Origin of the sequence: Bacillus pacificus (assembly GCF_020861345.1) — a bacterium.
GTDB classification, from domain to species: domain Bacteria; phylum Bacillota; class Bacilli; order Bacillales; family Bacillaceae_G; genus Bacillus_A; species Bacillus_A pacificus.
In genome coordinates this window covers 4,693,095-4,711,002 of sequence record NZ_CP086328.1, presented here as the reverse complement: position 1 = coordinate 4,711,002, position 17,908 = coordinate 4,693,095, and the positions used below count along the sequence as shown (strand labels likewise).

At 35.7% G+C, this 17,908-nt stretch carries 14 protein-coding genes and 1 riboswitch; of the genes, 9 read left to right on the top strand and 5 right to left on the bottom strand.

The window, feature by feature from the left end; translation table 11 throughout:
• Positions 1-66: 66 nt before the first annotated feature.
• Together LMD38_RS24255 and LMD38_RS24250 are read right to left on the bottom strand one after the other, a co-directional pair.
• Entirely contained in the window at positions 67-1,149 is a 1,083-nt protein-coding gene (locus LMD38_RS24255) for a polysaccharide deacetylase family protein (RefSeq protein ID WP_100634646.1), read from the bottom strand.
• A gap of 175 nt (positions 1,150-1,324) precedes the next feature.
• Positions 1,325-2,521 (bottom strand): NupC/NupG family nucleoside CNT transporter, encoded by a 1,197-nt coding sequence (locus LMD38_RS24250; protein ID WP_001200497.1) that lies wholly within the window; start codon positions 2,519-2,521, stop codon positions 1,325-1,327.
• Between the two features lie 201 nt (positions 2,522-2,722).
• Positions 2,723-2,824: riboswitch (purine riboswitch) on the bottom strand.
• A gap of 121 nt (positions 2,825-2,945) precedes the next feature.
• Between LMD38_RS24250 and rlmD the strand changes: the two genes are divergently transcribed.
• From rlmD to dcm, 7 genes are all read left to right on the top strand, one after another.
• Positions 2,946-4,322, top strand: coding sequence for a 23S rRNA (uracil(1939)-C(5))-methyltransferase RlmD (gene rlmD / locus LMD38_RS24245; RefSeq protein WP_073530556.1), 1,377 nt, complete (start codon positions 2,946-2,948; stop codon positions 4,320-4,322).
• A gap of 96 nt (positions 4,323-4,418) precedes the next feature.
• Positions 4,419-5,408, top strand: coding sequence for a tRNA dihydrouridine synthase (locus LMD38_RS24240; RefSeq protein WP_000566719.1), 990 nt, complete (start codon positions 4,419-4,421; stop codon positions 5,406-5,408).
• A 221-nt stretch (positions 5,409-5,629) separates the two neighbouring features.
• Complete coding sequence (locus LMD38_RS24235) at positions 5,630-7,633, top strand: GAF domain-containing sensor histidine kinase (RefSeq protein ID WP_073530557.1); 2,004 nt, start codon at positions 5,630-5,632, stop codon at positions 7,631-7,633.
• Positions 7,634-7,725: 92 nt separating this feature from the next.
• The gene (locus LMD38_RS24230; RefSeq protein ID WP_001251709.1) at positions 7,726-8,244 is read left to right on the top strand and encodes a YehS family protein; all 519 of its coding nucleotides are present in this window, start codon (positions 7,726-7,728) and stop codon (positions 8,242-8,244) included.
• Between the two features lie 95 nt (positions 8,245-8,339).
• On the top strand, positions 8,340-9,047 hold the full coding sequence (locus tag LMD38_RS24225) for a M48 family metallopeptidase (protein ID WP_061183768.1): 708 nt from the start codon (positions 8,340-8,342) through the stop codon (positions 9,045-9,047).
• A 189-nt stretch (positions 9,048-9,236) separates the two neighbouring features.
• Positions 9,237-9,797, top strand: a complete 561-nt coding sequence (locus LMD38_RS24220; protein WP_061183769.1) for a hypothetical protein — start codon at positions 9,237-9,239, stop codon at positions 9,795-9,797.
• 376 nt (positions 9,798-10,173) lie between these two features.
• Positions 10,174-11,727 (top strand): DNA (cytosine-5-)-methyltransferase, encoded by a 1,554-nt coding sequence (gene dcm, locus LMD38_RS24215; RefSeq protein WP_061183770.1) that lies wholly within the window; start codon positions 10,174-10,176, stop codon positions 11,725-11,727.
• Between the two features lie 122 nt (positions 11,728-11,849).
• Here the strand turns inward: dcm and LMD38_RS24210 are convergent, their stop codons facing one another.
• Together LMD38_RS24210 and LMD38_RS24205 are read right to left on the bottom strand one after the other, a co-directional pair.
• Positions 11,850-12,545: a hypothetical protein gene (locus LMD38_RS24210; RefSeq protein ID WP_061183771.1), complete on the bottom strand. Its 696-nt coding sequence runs from the start codon at positions 12,543-12,545 to the stop codon at positions 11,850-11,852.
• A gap of 14 nt (positions 12,546-12,559) precedes the next feature.
• Positions 12,560-13,669, bottom strand: coding sequence for a mandelate racemase/muconate lactonizing enzyme family protein (locus LMD38_RS24205; protein ID WP_016716329.1), 1,110 nt, complete (start codon positions 13,667-13,669; stop codon positions 12,560-12,562).
• Between the two features lie 92 nt (positions 13,670-13,761).
• Between LMD38_RS24205 and LMD38_RS24200 the strand changes: the two genes are divergently transcribed.
• On the top strand, positions 13,762-15,033 hold the full coding sequence (locus tag LMD38_RS24200; RefSeq protein WP_000972831.1) for a hypothetical protein: 1,272 nt from the start codon (positions 13,762-13,764) through the stop codon (positions 15,031-15,033).
• On the opposite strand, the gene nhaC is transcribed toward LMD38_RS24200, so the two are convergent.
• A complete protein-coding gene (gene nhaC / locus LMD38_RS24195; RefSeq protein ID WP_000711544.1) occupies positions 15,022-16,443 on the bottom strand; it encodes a Na+/H+ antiporter NhaC in 1,422 nt (473 codons plus the stop codon). The two genes, LMD38_RS24200 and nhaC, sit on opposite strands and share 12 nt — an antisense overlap.
• A 294-nt stretch (positions 16,444-16,737) precedes the next feature.
• On the opposite strand from nhaC, the gene LMD38_RS24190 reads away from it, so the two are divergent.
• A complete protein-coding gene (locus LMD38_RS24190; protein ID WP_000853529.1) occupies positions 16,738-17,853 on the top strand; it encodes a M20 peptidase aminoacylase family protein in 1,116 nt (371 codons plus the stop codon).
• Positions 17,854-17,908: the final 55 nt, after the last annotated feature.

The following is a 17,908-nucleotide window of genomic DNA, read 5'->3' as shown; positions in this document are numbered from 1 at the left end:
AAAATTCAAAAAATATATATAAATATAGCGTAAAAAGAGAGCTCAAAATATATTGAGCCCTCATCGTTATTGAATCGAAGAAGCAAACTGTTCTACGGTCGTCGTATGGTGTATGCGAACACGCTTCATTTTTAACAATTCATCGGGTTCACCTTTTGTAATGAATTTTCCGGGTTTTGTTGTCGTCGCAAATTGATAATATTTCTTCGTTTCTGCAACGACTTTATCATCTACATGACCGAATGGATAAGCAACTGCGATAACGGGCTTACCTGTTATTTTTTCTAACTTTTCTTTTGATCCTTTTAATTCCTCTTCATAGTTTGTAATTTTCGGTAAGTCTGCATGCGTCGCTGTATGAGATTGCACTGAGAAAATGCCGGAATCGACCATTTCTTTTATTTCAGAAGTAGACAGTGATCCTTCTACATCAACGTTATCAACAATCATATATTCTGTTGCTGTTGGTTTAAACGTATCGTCTTTTAGCTTTTGTAAAACATGGAATGCATTCATATTATTTTTCATACCGTCATCAAATGTAACAAAGATAGGTTTATTTACTTTATTAATATCACCCCAACGTTCAAAAGTTAGTAATGTATAGCCGTTGTCTTTTAAATATTTCATTTGGGCTTCAAAGTTAGCAGGTGATACGAATAAGTCTTTAATGCCTTGTCCGTGATAATCATCGATTGCATGGTACATAAGAACGGGAACTTTTTGCTCGAAAGTAATAGCAGATTTTGTGAGTGGAATGGTTTTCCCATCTTCTTTTATACCTATTGCTTCAATTTGAAACTCACCGCGTTTTCCTTCAAATTCTTTTATATCAAAAGGAAGTGTAAACTGTTTCTCCTTTTCTTTAGAAGAAAAAGATTTAGTGTGTTCCCTTCCATCAGCAGTACGCCAAATTTTATATTGTACTTCAGTTAAAGCATCTTTTATATCTGTCATATGAATGGTAGTATTTGTAGCTTCGTGTGTAATGGGCTGATAAGAAATTTTACCTTGTTCTTGCACAGTATCTGCTTGTTTCTTAGTTTCTTGAACCTTTTTCTCTTTTTTAGGTTCCTGGTTTACATTGCTAGTATTACAACCTGCTAGAATGGCAGAGGTGCATAAAGCGATTGCAACATATTTTCTCATAAAATCACCTTCTATTGTGTATTATGTTACATATTTATATTTAAAATCCCCACCGCTGTAAGAGAGGTGGGGACATACCCTTGTTCATCATAGCATTTGAAGAAGATGTATGGAATGAGAAAAGTAACAATAGATAAAAAAAACACCTTACTTCAACGAGTAAGGTGATTTTTTATTAAATAAACAATCCAGCGATTGTCGCAGATAAAATAGAAGCAAGTGTTGATGCAAATAGCATTTTCCAACCAAATTTCGATACGACGCTTCCTTGTTTCTCAGAAAGAGCACGAATTGTACCAACAATCGCACCAATTTGGCTAATACTTGCGAAGCTAATTAAGAATACTGTAACGATTCCAACTGTACGTGGAGATAATGTTGCTGCAACACCTTTTAAATCAAGGATTGCTACAAACTCGTTTAATACAATCTTCGTACCCATAATTCCGCCAGCTGGGATAATATCTTGAGCTGGAATCCCCATTAAGAATGCGAATGGAGCAAGTACGTAACCGAAGATTTGTTGTAACGTAACAGCATGTCCCATTGCCCCTGAAGCTGCACTAATTACGTAGTTTACAACTTCCATCACACCGATGAAGGCGATCATTAATGCTGCAACGATACCAGCTACTTTTAAACCATCAAGCGCGCCGTTAATCATCGCACCGATAAAGCTGTCTCCGAATAGCGTTCTATCAAATTTTTGAATCACTTCGTCTTCTTTTTTCGTATCAACTGGTGTTAATAACGAACAAACGATTAAGCTTGAGAATAAGTTTAGCGGAAGAGCTGCTAGTACGTATTTTGCATCTAACATCATTACGTATGATGCTGTAACAGAAGCAGAAACTGAGCTCATTGCAGAACAACAAATGATAAACATACGGTTTTTATTGAAATGTTGTAAATCATTTTTAATAACGATTAACGCTTCACTTGAACCGAAGAATACAGAGTTTACCGCATGGAACGATTCAACGCGTGGTAAACCAGTAATTTTTGAAATCGCACCGCCGACAACGCGAACGATGAATGGTAACACACCTAAATAACTAAAGATAGAAAGTAGTGCTGAGAAGAATACGATAATTAATAGTACGTTTAAGAAAAAGACAAAGTCTCTTTGAATTCCATTAAAGAGAAAATCAACACCTGTCGTACCAAGTTTAATTAGTTTGTTGAAAACTTTACCAATGAAAATAATGATTTGTTGACCAATCTTTGTGCCAAACATAAACCAACCGATTAAAATTTGAAAACCAATCATAATAGCAATTGCACGGAAGTTGATTTTACTTTTGTTGTTTGACAAAGCAAAACATAAACCTAAAACGACAAGAATACCGATAATGCTCATTACATATTGCATGTAGTTGCCCCTTTCAGAAGTTCGTATAAAGTTTGTACATAAAACGCTCGTTGTATTACTAAAAATAAAACAAAGAGGTTTTATGTCATACGTAAGATGTCTGACCTTTTAGAAAAATGGAAATAAAAAAAGACCCATATGGATTCACTTTCATCTATGAGAGAAAGCTAATCAATATGAGTCCTTTTTGCACATGGTCTAATATTCATTAGTTTTCCCCATAGTCCAGCAATTTAAGGTTGCCGGGTAGAAACTCTCGATCCATATTATCGAGTATATATGAGGTAACATCGTCCGTATTAAATTAGTAGTAGCGTAACATTAACAGAGAACTATCGTCAATAGCTTTTTTTCTTCCAATAGAAATAGACCATATAAGTATGATAAAATGTAACGCAGTGTTATGAAAAAGAGAGGTCGGAAAATGAGTACAAAAATGACGCCACCAGTTGAAAAAAACGAGTTTATAGATGTAGTATTTGAAGATTTAACACATGATGGTGCCGGTGTTGCGAAAGTAAAAGGCTATCCTATTTTCGTTAAGAACGGATTACCAGATGAAGAAGCGCAAATTAAAATTATTAAAGTGAAGAAAAACTTCGCATTCGGTCGTTTAATGAAGCTTCATACAGAGAGCCCATATCGTAAAGATGCCGAATGCCCAGTGTACAATCAGTGCGGCGGTTGTCAGCTTCAGCATTTAACATATGAAGGACAATTACAAGCGAAAGAAAAACAAGTACGCGACGTTATGCAGCGCATCGGAGGACTAAGCGATGTTCCTGTTCACCCTGTACTCGGCATGAAGAATCCGTGGGTATACCGTAATAAAGCACAAGTACCAATTGGAGAACGTGAAGGCGGACTTGTAGCTGGTTTCTATCGTCAAGGAACGCATGACATTATTAATATGGAATCATGTTTAATTCAAGCAGAAGAAAACGATACATTGATTCAAGAAGTAAAACGTATTTGTGAAAAACACTGTATTTCGGCGTACAACGAAGAGCGTAACAAAGGAACACTTCGTCACGTAATGGCTCGTTACGGACAAGTAACAGGGGAGATTATGCTTGTCTTCATTACTCGTACAGCAGAACTGCCAAACAAAAAAGCAATCATTGAAGAAATTGCTACGAAATTCCCAGAAGTAAAATCAATTGTTCAAAACGTAAACCCGAAACGTACAAATGTAATCTTCGGAGACAAAACGACAGTACTGTACGGATCAGAATATATTTATGACTTTATCGGCGATATTAAATTTGCGATTTCAGCACGTTCATTCTACCAAGTAAACCCAGAACAAACAAAAGTGTTATACGATAAAACGTTAGAATACGCAAAATTAGATGGCAATGAAACAGTAATTGATGCCTATTGTGGAATTGGATCAATCTCCTTATTCCTAGCACAAAAAGCGAAAAAAGTGTACGGCGTTGAAATTGTCCCAGAAGCGATCGAAGACGCAAAGCGTAACGCAGCACTAAACAACATGACAAACGCTGAATTTGGCGTAGGAGAAGCAGAAGTAGTTATTCCAAAATGGTACAAAGAAGGCGTAATCGCTGACACAATGGTCGTAGATCCACCGCGTAAAGGTTGTGATGAGGCACTACTTAACACAATCATCGACATGAAACCAAAACGCGTCGTATACGTATCATGTAACCCAGCAACATTAGCACGTGACTTAAAAGTACTAGAAGAAGGTGGATATAAGACGCAGGAAGTACAACCTGTTGATATGTTCCCGCATACGACTCATGTGGAGTGTGTAGCTTGGCTGAAGTTGGTATAATAGGAAAGCAGTTGATATAGGAAAAACTATACCATCTGCTTTTTGGTTTATTGAGAGTTTGAAATTGTATTCATAGTGAGAGGATTTGAATTTGAAATGATAGATAATTTTTGGCGTAATTTACCACGACCATTTTTCGTACTTGCACCAATGGAAGATGTGACAGACGTTGTTTTCCGTCACGTAGTAAGTGAAGCTGGTCGTCCAGATGTATTCTTCACAGAGTTCACAAACTCAGATAGCTATTGTCATCCAGAAGGTATGAAAAGCGTACGTGGTCGTTTAATTTTTACAGAAGATGAACAGCCAATGGTGGCACATATTTGGGGAGATAATCCTGAATATTTCCGTCAAATGAGTATTGGTATGGCAGAGTTAGGATTTAAAGGCATTGATATTAATATGGGCTGCCCTGTACCGAACGTAGCATCAAGAGGGAAAGGTAGTGGTCTTATTCTACGTCCAGACGTTGCGGCAGAACTTATTCAAGCTGCAAAAGCAGGCGGACTACCTGTCAGCGTAAAAACAAGACTTGGCTTTAAAGAGTTAAGTGAGTGGGAAGATTGGTTAACGCATATTTTCAAACAAGATATTGCAAACCTTTCTATTCACTTACGTACAAGAGAAGAGATGAGCCAAGTAGATGCACACTGGGAGCTAATTCCGGAGATTAAAAAATTACGTGATCGTATTGCACCAAATACGCTCCTAACGATAAACGGAGACATTCCTGACCGTAAAACTGGGCTGGAACTTGCTGAAAAATACGGTATTGATGGTGTTATGATTGGACGAGGCATCTTTAAAAATCCATTTGCCTTTGAAAAAGAACCAAGAGAGCATAGTAGTAAAGAACATCTAGATCTTTTAAGACTACAGCTCGATCTTCAAGATCAATATGCAGAAGTATTACCACGCTCTATCACAGGACTACATCGCTTCTTCAAAATTTATGTAAAAGGCTTCCCTGGAGCTGCTGAATTGAGAAATCAGTTGATGAGTACGAAGTCGACGGATGAAGTGCGTACATTGCTTAATCAGTTTGAGGCGAGTGTTAGTGAGACACAGGGGAGTGAAACTGTGTAACTTTTGAAAGTTAGAAGGGATGGAGTGTAGCAATTTTATCCCGCATTAACGAGCAGTAAGACCCCCACCTCAAAATTCAGCGGAAGCAAAGAAGTTAGGTGGGGGTCGGACTGCCCATAAAAGCCTGATTGGTTCAACTAATAATAAGTGGGGGATGAACAAAACCCCCACTTATTAAATAAAGTTTCACTTTATTACGCCTATAATTGGAGGCTATGTAAATGTTAAGTGATCAGACGAGATATTCTAGGCTCGCAAATATAACAAAAATAATAAATACAAAATTAGAACTACGTGAAGTATTGCAGCGTGTAACAATGGCGATATCAGAGGAGATTGTTAGGTGTGACGCTGTTGGAATTTATTTACCTGAAGAAGATGGAACATTTAGAGGGTTTGCGGGAAAACCAGAGACCATAAATGGCGTAACGCTCGATACGCAGGTAATTGATCCTGAAATAGACTTACTGGCAAAAGAAGTTATTGAAACTAAAAAAACGATCTATATTCCTGATACCTCAAAGGATCATCGACCGGATCCGAGACCAGTCGATGCGTTCAAAATTAAGTCTTTATTAGCTCTGCCTATCTCATTTGGGCAAGAGTTATTTGGTCTTGTTTTTTTATTTGATTATGGAGTTCCAATGAACTTAACAGATTCAGAAATTCAAAGTGTTGAAGCTTATGTAAATATGGCGGCGGTCGCCATTCAAAACGCAAAAAATTTAACCCAAAAAGAAAATCTTATTGCCGAGAAGCAGCTGTTACTAAATGTTACCCGTGATTTATCAGTGTGTTCCTCGGTACAGGAGATTTTTGATAAATGTTTTTTTTACTTAGGACAGATTTTAGAGAGTAAAAACATGGCTGCCCACCTTTTAGACCGGCTAGATAAAACAACGATTAAAACAACGAAATTAAGCGCGGACTGTGATTGGGCAGAAACTGACTGGATGGAGAAAACCTATGAAGCCAAGCTTCGAAAGGTTATTCAAACAAAAAATATAGATAGTAAGGGCCTACTGATGCTGCCATTAGTTTCGATGGGAGAAGTATTAGGGGTAATCGTCGTTGGTAAAGGGGCAAAAGCTCATAATTACGATGCTTCCCGAATTCAACTGGCAAAATCTATCGTTGATGCTACAGCTCCTACGTTTTCAAACTTGTTATATATGGATCAACTTGAAAGTATGGTGGAAGAAAGAACGAGAGAACTAGCTGTTGCTAATGAAAAAGTTACAAGTGTGATTGAAAGTATTACGGATGGATTCTTGACTTTGAATAATAAATGGGAATTTACGTACGTAAATAAGCATCAACATTTCCCGCAAAGAAAAACAGCAAAAGATGTATTAGGTAAGAATATATGGGAGGTCTTCCCAAGTAGCATCGATACAGTTATATATAAGGAGCTTCATCGTGTAATGTCAGAGCGAAATACAGTTCATTTCGAATTTCTTTCTACCTCTGATGAATATTGGTATGAAGTCATTGCATATCCGTATGATGATGGCATTTGTTGTATTTGTAAAAATATAACGGAAAAAAAGCAATATGAGCAGGAATTGAAAAGGTTATCCAACATAGAGTTAATAGGGCAAATGGCAGCAGGTATTAGCCACGAGATTAGAAATCCAATGACAACAGTACGAGGATTTTTGCAGTTATTAAAAGAAGAGAACAACTATGAGAAACATAATAACTACTTTAATTTAATGGTTGAAGAACTTGATCGTGCCAATTCTATTATTACTGAATTTCTCTCAATCGGTAATACAAAGAAATCAGATTTGCAGATGTTAGATTTAAACTCAATTATCCGTGATATTATTCCTTTAATAAAGATTGATACGCATAATCAAAATAAATATATTCAAGTCGATACAAATGACGTTCCAGAATTACTCTTAAATCGTAATGAGATAAGGCAATTATTAATGAACCTATACCGTAATGGCTTAGAAGCGATGAGTACAGGGAAAACTCTAACCATTAGCACCTATAAGGAAGGGCAAAAATGTGTGGTGCTTGCAGTGCGGGATGAAGGGAATGGTATCAGGCCTGAAGTATTAGAGAAACTGGGGACTCCATTTTACACAACCAAAGATAATGGAACTGGATTGGGATTAGGCGTATGTTATGCCATTGCTGCCCGTCATAATGCAAAAATAGAAATTCAAACAGGATCCGAAGGCACTACCTTTTTTGTTAAATTTAATTATTGAAATAATAAAAAATAATTAAATTGAGATTAGTTACGGTAAACTGTATTACAAATAAAAAGTTAAAAATAATCAACATTTCAGGAGGGAAAATAATGGCAATGAGCAATAACGATATATTAAAAAGAGTAAGATATGCTTTAGATATAAAAGATATAGATATGGTAGAAATTTTTAAACTTGGCGGAATGGAAGTAACGAAAGAAGATGTAGTTGATATGCTTACAAAAATAAAGAGAGCGCCTCAGCACGAACCTGAAAACCCTGATGTGGAAGAAGATGAGTACGTAAAAACATGCGATATGATGATGTTAGAGGCATTTTTAAATGGATTTATTACTTTAAAACGAGGTAAGCAAGATCCGAAACCAGGGCAACCGGCACCTGTACAAAGCAAAGAGAGTGCGAATAACCTTCTTCTAAAGAAAATGAAAATAGCACTATCTTTAACGAGTGAGGATGTACTTGATATATTAGATAGCGTAGGCGTTACGGTGACTAAGGGAGAACTAGGCGCTCTATTAAGAAAAAAAGGCCATAAAAATTACAAAGAGTGCGGCGATAGATACGCAAGGAATTTCATTAAAGGATTAGCTGTAAAGTATAGAGGATAATGAGTCCGTTAAAGCGGTAAATGATATAATAGATAGAGTAGGGTGTTCGTATCCTACTCTTTTTTATTTGTAAAAATAATATGCTAGGTGATGAAATGGTACATACATATTTAGGCGAAACAATTAATTTTCATATAACTTATAAAAAGAAAAAATCGATGCGTTTTTTGGTGGATTCTTACGGGAATGTTGAGGTGCAAGCTCCCAAAGGGACACCTGTTGAATATTTAGTCCAGTTGCTAGAAGAGAAGTGGGATTGGATTCAGACAACACGTAAGGAAATGGCGGAGCGAGCGCGTGGACCACAGGAAAAGGATTATGATCAAGGAGAAGGCTTTTTGTATTTAGGAAATACGTATCCGATACAAATTTCTCAAGATGCAAATATTACGCAAGACAATGCAGTGTTTGAAGGAGATAAGCTACATATTTATGTGAAAGATCTTAAAGATGAGAAAATACAGCAAGCTTTAAAACGATTTTATTATAAGCAGTGTAAAACTTTAGTAGAGAAGAGTATTAAAGCGCATCAAAGTAATTTCAAAACAAAACCACGTTCTATTCGTATTACAGATAGTAGTCGTACTTGGGGTACTTGCGATGCAAATTTACAGCTAACATTCAATTGGAAGTTAGCGATGGCACCACAGCGGGTAATTGATTATGTAGTCGTTCATGAAATGTGTCATATGGTTCATTTAAATCATGATCGCTCTTTTTGGCGTCTTGTCGGGAAGATCATGCCTGATTATAAGGAAATGGAGAATTGGTTAGCGTTATCTAGTTGGAAGATGACGGTTTAGTGGTGAGATGTATTTTGAGTTTATTCTAAATAATTTAATACCTTATATCCGTATTCTATTAATAGAGAATAGATTTTTTGAATGAAAAATATTTTAGAAAATTAATGTTTTTTTCTCAACTCAACAAAAGTTTAGTAAAATTTATATATAATTCTGCTAAATGTAGAGGGAATATTGGAGGATATGGAAATGCAAGAACCATTTATTCAAATTGTAAGCTTGACTTTGTTATTTTTCATAATTTTTGGTATGATTTTTGGTATAATCTGTATTGCTTTAATTGGTAATTTAATTGAGGGCATCGCAAAGATATTTATAGACAAATTTATAGTTGATTGGACAGCAGAAAAGGATTGGAAAACCAGGAGTTGGACACTTGTTTTAGCTATGTTTTTTATGGGAAGTATCTTTCTTACAATGGGTGGTATAGATAATTTTATTACTGATAAACCTGTTTTTAAAGAAACAACAAACATTGTTACGGTAGGGTTAACCTTGACCGGGTTGTTCGATTCGTTTATTCGAGGTAAAAGAGGCAGAGACTTTAGTGTTGGAGAATTCTTTGCTTATGCAGGCACAACAATTTTTGTTTTAATTGTTTTAAGTTATTGCATAAGCGATAGCTATAATCTTGTCACGAAGAACTTAAAAGATGTATATCTTCTGTTAACTATATCTTTTGTGATATTAACAAAATTAGCGAATAAATATTATGATAAAAGGGATAAAGAGGGGAATTTAACTAAATAACAAGAAGTAAAATAATTAGGAAGTTTGGTTAAAAGAAGGACAGTGGCAGAAAGTCATGATGAAAAATTAATAAAACAAAAAATCTAGGGTTGATAGCATAGCTCTAGATTTTTTATATTAATACTTATTTACGTTAAATATTTTTCTCTTGGCTAAACAAAGTACTTAATTCAGTTGCTAATAATTGGGGGAAATGTTTGTATAGAAAGATCCTTTAAGTTGGGAATGTAATAAGTAAAGTTACTAGAAGAAGTTATATGAATAATTGAATAGTAACGGTTTAATAATTGTACGACTAGTATGAGATAAATAATGAACAAATTTATAGGATATATATAGGGTTAGGTAACAGAATATTTGTAGGAGGAAAATGAATATGAAGTATAGGGTGATTGAATTATTTGCTGGGATAGGTGGAATGACTAAAGCGTTTATAGAAGCAGGATTTCAAGTTATCTGGGCAAATGATATAAGGCATGATGCTTGTGAAATTTTTCGAAATAATAATGTTGCAGTAGAAATTGTTGAAGATGATATAAATGAAATAGAATTGAAAAACATTCCTAATTTTGATGTTTTAACTTCAAGTTTTCTCCTTCATACTAAATCATTTGCGGATAATAATTTAATGAAGAAAGTTGTAGAGATTATTGCAGAAAAGCAGCCTAAGGCAATTCTATTAGAAGGTATAAAGTGTGATTTAAGAGTAAATAAAGGTGAAACATTTAATCAGTTTATAAAGGTTCTTAATGAACTAGGGTATCAGGTGGTATATAAGGCATTAAAAGCTAAAGAGTATGGGGGGGAGCCTCATAATAAGGAAAGAGTATATATAGTTGGATTTAGAGATAAAAGAAATTTTGAAGTGTTTTCTTTTCCAGAACCTCAACCATTAAAGAAGGGGATACATGAAATTATAAATGTTTTTGATAGAAAAGAAGATTGTTATTATTATAGCGAAACGAAGCACCTTTATCCTGTTCTTAAGGAAAATATTAAGAATCAGCATTTGATTTATTCTGTGCAAATGGTCCCAGGAACAAAAGAAATTAAATTTCGGCATAGTGATATATGTCCAACGTTCAGTAATAGGTGGAGGAATTATTTTGTTAGAGATAACTATGGGATTAGGAATCTAACTATTGAAGAGTACCTTGATTTTCATGGTCTATTGGAACTGAAACTAGAGGGTATATCTAAAAAAAATATATATCAATTAGTTAGTAATGTGTCTATAGTATCAATTATAAAGTCAATTGCTAATCGAATTGGACAAGTGTTAGCTCAAAATGAATGCAGATATGATATGGATTTAATGGAGTATGAACAACGAAGTTCAAGATATCAGAAAAAGGTTGAAAAGGGAATTTTAGATATTAAACATTTTGATAATCAGATTAATAAAAATGTAGTGAATCTGAAAAACGATATGTTAATAAGTGATCAGAATAGTTTTGAAAATTTAATTCGAATTGTTGAAAATGAGGGGAATTCTCAAAAAAAAGGAAGAGCCTTAGAATGTCTAATAAAGAAGTTTTTTGAGCAAGTAGAAGGTTTTAGGGTTTTTGCAAACGAAAAAACTCAAACTGAAGAAATTGATATATATATTACTAATGAATCAAAGGGTGAAATTTGGCGTAAAGAGTCACAAATTTTCATATGTGAGTGTAAGAATTGGGATAAAAAGATAGGTAAAAATGAACTTATTATATTTAAAAGTAAAATAGAGAATAGGAGAAAAAGAGCTAAATTGGGTTTTTTTATTGCTTGGAAGGGATTTGCTAAAACATTTACTTTAGAGAGTTTAAGAGGATCACAGGGAGATATAGTAATTGTTCCAATAGAGGGATGGCAAATTAAAGAAGCCATTAAAAGTAATAGGGTGGAAGATTATTTAAAAGACTGGTATTTTAAAGCAGCTATGTTGTAATTTTATAAATACTTTTGAGTAGATAGGAAGAAAATTTGTTGTTTGCTAATTTCCTAATAAAAAAGTAGTGTTTGGGAGGATTTTACTCCCAAACACTACTGGAGCACTAGCTTTAAAAACTATTATTTTTTGGAATTTATCATATAAACTCCATTAGAAAGCTCCATCTCATACCCACGATACCCCTCTGAAAATAAAGCCTGCTGTCCAACAGTGTCACTCATCGGAACGCTCTTAATCTCCGTCCAATCTTTTTCCTTGTCTTCACGCAATTCCTTCACAAAAACATACCGCATACTACCACCATACTTCTCCTTCAGTGCGGCAATCTCCATCCCTTGTGAGAACTTATCTTTTAAACTTGGAATGTTAAAAGGTGCAACAGTGCAGCACACATAATCATATTTGCCGTTTTCTTTTTGTAATTCGTCCATGATGACTGTCGCTAATATTTTTTGCATCCCATTTCCGCGGCAGTTCGGATGAACGTTTGAGATTTCTTGATAGATGACGCGGTGTAGTTCACTTTCTGGTAAGCCGATATCAAGTCCTAAATGTTCATCGTCGATAGGAGGGACGAGTAGGGCGCGAAATGCGATGAGTTCGTTTTTGATAAAAGCACCGATCATCATGCCATTTCCTTCTAGAATGTATTGAAATTCTTCTAACGATAGTGGTTGTAAGCGACTTTTATCCTCAAGCGTCTCAACTACAACGTTTTGTAGTGATAAGATTTGTTCGATGTTCTCTAGTGTGAGTAATGTAACGTGAAATTGCTCATTATTTTGTTTTAATCTGCCTTCGTATAGAACTGTCATGCGTTAGTCCTCCTTTAGCGTACAACGTCTTGAAAGACGGTAAGTTCTTGCAGGATATCCTCATTTATTTCAATGCCGAGTCCTGGCTTTTCGTTTAAGCGAATAAATGGTACGTCGTAATGTAAGTTTCCGATGTCTTTCGTGAACTTTAATGGACCTGTTAGCTCGACGCTCGTAATGATTTTTTTCGAGAAAGCGACATGGAATCCTGCGGAAGAGGCAACGGATGATTCGACCATAGATCCAACTTGGCATTCAATGCCTGCCATTTCAGCTTGATGAGCGAGTTTTACAGCGGGATATATGCCACCGCATTTCATTAGTTTTATGTTTACTTTATCAGCAGCGTCTAATTTAATAATTTGGCGCATTTCACGAGAGCTCTTTAATCCTTCATCAATCATAAGTGGAAGGTCTGTTTTAGAACGAATGTGAGCCATTGCGTCAATATCGTCTGCGATGACAGGCTGTTCAATCCAATCGATGTTTACATGTCCTAATGAACGAAGTGCCATTAATGTGTTGGCGCTATTTTTCCAACCTTGGTTTACATCAACGCGAATCGCGATGTCATTTCCTACACGCTCTCGTACAGCTTCAATACGTTTTACATCTTCCTTTACATTTGTACCGACTTTCATTTTGAAAGATTGGTAACTTTTCTGAATCATAGAGGCAGCTTCTTCGGCCATTTCTTCTGGGTCTGCGATGCTTAAAACGTGAGTAACAGGGAACTCATCATGGTAGCGCCCACCAATTAGTTGATATACAGGCTGATTTAATTTTTTACCCATTATATCAAAGCAAGCAATATCAATTGCGGCTTTCGCTGTTGGAACACCGTAAATTGTATTGTCCATCATATCGTGTATTTTTTCGATATTCATTGGATTTTGGCCGATAAGGGCAGGAGCTAGTGTATGCTTTAAAGTATGAAAAGTACTTTCCCATGATTCGCCTGTAACGTGATCATCAGCGACGCCTTCACCGTACCCGATAATGCCCTCATCTGTTTCCATTTTGACGATAATAGAAGGCATATCAGAATAAGAACCATAACTAATAACAAACGGATCGCGAAGCGGTAAACGAATTGCATAAAGGTGAATAGCTGTAATTTTCATTGAATAAAGACCCCTTCCTGTTTACAATGGTTTTGTACATTTGATATAGTTGACGTTAAATAGTCGTTAATTAATGATAAGGAGTTAGAGAAATGATGATAAAAATTGCAGTTGTCGGTTCAAAAGAGTTTATGGAGACACTTTTACCTATTGCTCATAAAATAGAAGAAATAGAAATTGATCCATATATTTACCTTCATCCGGCAGAATCTTCTGAACTATTAAAGCGTTTAAAGCCTTGTGATTTCATCTTTTTCTCAGGTGCTTTACCTTATTATATGGCAAAAGAAATAAGAGAACAATTACGAATTCCGAGTACGTACTTACAGCAAGACGAGACAACCATCGCATCTTCCATTCTTTCTGTCATGTATCACCAAGGTATTCAACCACATCAAATCTCAATTGATTTAGTAGACCGCTCATTTATTGTAAATGTGCTCGAGGATATCGGTATAAAAGAAAGTCCACAAGTGTTTGATTATGAAAATATGCTGTGGAGTAAAGATGAAATAAATAGAGTTATTGATTTTCATGTAGCTAAATATCAATCTGGAGAAGCTCATTTAGCTTTAACTAGTATTCATGCTGTCTATGATGAACTTCAAAAAATAGGTATTCCTTCAGAACGTATGATAGATCCAAAGCAATCTATTATACATGGGTTAAAAGATGCAAAAATAAAAGCTGAGTTAGCAAGAAGCCATTCAGCTACTGTTGGTGCTTGTATTATTTCTTCTTTAGAATTACGAGATGTTTTGCTTGAGCAATTAAATGTCATTTCAAAAGAACTACGTGGTTCATTTAAAACAATTGATGAAATGACGTTCATTTTGTATACAACTCGTGGTGATATTGAATCCATTATAAAAACAAATATGATAAATAATTTATTTGCGAGTATAGAAGGAACGATAGCTATTGGATTTGGTTACGGAAAAACTGTGAAAGAAGCGGAGCAAAATGCTAAAATCGCCCAAGGTTTCGCGAAGAATAATCCAATAGACCACTGTTTTTATATACTAACAAGTGATAAAGAACTATTTGGTCCGTTCCCGAAAGAACAGAGAGTACAAAGTTTGAAGAACGACAACCCGGAACTAATGAAAATAGCGAAGGAAACGAAACTTAGCCCAGCAAATTTATCAAAGATTATTCAATTTAGTCAATCACATCCGTCATTGAAGTTTACAGCAGCAGATCTTTCTGAATACTTACAAGTGACTCGACGATCAACTGAAAGGTTATTAAAGAAACTAGTTGATTATGGGTATGTTCATATTTGCGGCGAGGAAATGCCTTATCAACAAGGGCGTCCTCGCGCAATATACGAACTGAATTTACCGTTATCTTTAAGCTTCTAATTGAGCTTTTTGTTTTTTTAGTAGTTCCGCTTTTTCAATGTCAGATAGTTTCGTAATTGTGAGACCAGTTATACCGTAAATAATCGAGATAATAGGTACGATGAAATTCAATATAGCATAAGGAGCATATTCGAAAGCACCTACGCCGAGTGTTGCGAGTATAAATACACCGCATGTATTCCAAGGTACAAAAACAGAAGTTAATGTTCCGCCATCTTCTAATGCTCTGGATAAATTTTTAGAATGTAGTCCTTTTTCTGTGTATGCATTCGCGTACATTCTTGAAGGAACAACAATCGAGATATATTGTTCAGAGCAAGTAAGGTTTGTTGCAAAGCAAGATGCGATAGTTGAAGCGATAAGTCCTTTTGCTGATGTCGCTAATTTTAAAATTTGATTTACAATGGAGCGAAGAATACCTGTATGTTCTAATACTCCTCCGAAAGTCATAGCGACAATTGTCATAGAGACGGTATTCATCATAGAGCTTAAACCACCACGATTAAATAGCTCGTCTACTAGCTTGTTGCCAGTGTCTATGACAAATCCACTTTGGAGTGCAGCAACAGCTGATGAGACAGAACCACCTTGAATAAAGACTTGTGATAAAAATCCTAAAATAATACCTACGAGAATAGCTGGTATAGCAGGAACTTTTTTAGCGACCAATACCATAACGACTACAGGTATGATTAGTAGGAAAGGCGAGATAACAAAGTTTTGCTGCAATACTTGTAACGTTTGCTCGATACTTTTTGCATCAATATTGTTAGCGCCGAAGCTTCTTCCTAAGAACGCATAAACGATAAGAGTAATAATTAAACCTGGAATTGTAGTAAATAACATATGACGAATATGTGTGAATAAATCTGTATTTGTTAATCCTGCGGCTAAGTTTGTTGTGTCTGAAAGCGGTGACATTTTATCGCCGAAATAAGAACCGGAAATGATAGCACCGGCAACCATTGGAGCTGGGATTCCCATACTAAGGCCAATGCCCATTCCTGCAACACCAATTGTTCCCATTGTAGACCAAGAGCTACCAATAGCTAATGCAACAATAGAACAAATAATTGTAATGGAAACTAAAAATAGTGATGGAGTTAATAGATTTAAACCGTAATAAATCATTGTTGCGACAATTCCACCACCAATCCAAGCACCGATCGTTAAACCTACTAGGATAATGATAACGATAGCGGGTAATGCGAGGCGAATTCCTTTATACATTGCTTCTTCAATGTCGTTCCATTTGTAACCGTAACGCCAAGCGACGATGGAAGCAACGGTTGTACCAATAATAAGTGGGACGTGAGGGCTTTGTTTTAATACAACAATTGTAACCATCATAACTGCAACTGTAATGATAATAGGGATCATGGCTACACCAAAAGGTATTTCTTTTTTCATAAAGGTCCTCCTTGTTATGTATGTTTGTTTGTATTTTTAGAATTGTCGTAAAATAGACGTTTATTAGGTTATGATAACTAAAAATATATGTAAGCGTCAATATAAAAGACAGAAAATAAGTAATATTCTAGTTGTTTGTTTAGTTTGTAATATAGATGTAGAGTAAGCTTTTTCAGTGTTTAAAAATAAATAATTGACTTTTTTCTTAAAATTCAATATGTTCATAAAAACATCTGTTTTTCATAAGTATAATTAACCTAAATGGTTTTGGAATTTGGGAAGGAGAATGTAGCTTTGAAAACATTAGAACTACAAGAGCGTTTAACTGAAATTTTTCAGCATTTACATGAAAACCCTGAAGTGAGTTGGAAAGAGTATGAAACGACAGCGTATATTACTAACTTTTTAAAAGAAGAAGGAATTTCATATAAAATATTTGATGATTGCCCAGGCGTGATTGCTGAAATTGGAAGCGGAAATCCTGTTATTGCGATTCGCGCTGATATGGATGCACTTTGGCAAGAAGTGAATGGAGAATTTAAAGCGAATCATTCGTGTGGTCACGATGCTCATATGACGATTGTAATGGGACTTATTTTACAATTAAAGAATATGAGATGGAAAAGTGGTACAGTTAGATTTATTTTTCAGCCAGCAGAAGAGAAAGGGAATGGTGCTTTAAAAATGGTAGAGAAAGGTGCTGTGGATGATGCGGATTTCCTATTCGGTGTTCATTTGCGCCCGATTGAAGAACTATCTTTGAAACAGGCTGCCCCATCAATTCGTCACGGAGCAGCAGGATTTTTAGAGGGTACGATTCACGGAGAAGATGCACATGGAGCACGCCCACATCAAGGGATAAATGCAATTGATGTTATTTCCATGATTAATATCGGTTTGAAAAACATATGGCTACCACCGCAAAGTTCCTATTCAGTAAAGATGACGAGGTGCCAAGCTGGTGGTGATAATTTAAATATTATTCCGGGTAACGGGCATTTTAGCTTAGATGTCAGAGCGGAGAGTAATACATTATTAGAAGAATTGAAGAAAAAAATAGAGCATGTCATAGAATCAGCTGCATCGATGGGATCGAAAACTTCATATGAGTGGATTGATCTCGCGCCAGGAGCTGAAGTTTCAGAAGAAGCTGAGCGATTTATGCGTAAAGGTATTCTTGAAGTGTATGGGGAAGATAAATGTACGGGGCCACTTTATACGACAGGAAGCGATGATTTCCATTACTACACAGTGAAGAGACCACATTTAAAAGCTGTCATGCTTGGATTAGGAGCAGACCTACAACCTGGATTACACCATCCGTATATGAAGTTTGATCATAGTTGTATTATGGATGGGGTAGAAATATTAAAACAAACTGTATTGAAAGTGTTAGAAGACAGGGGCTAGGGAGCTCCTGTTTTTTGTAGGAACTTGTCGTTAAGTCGATATCCTTTGTCGAAAC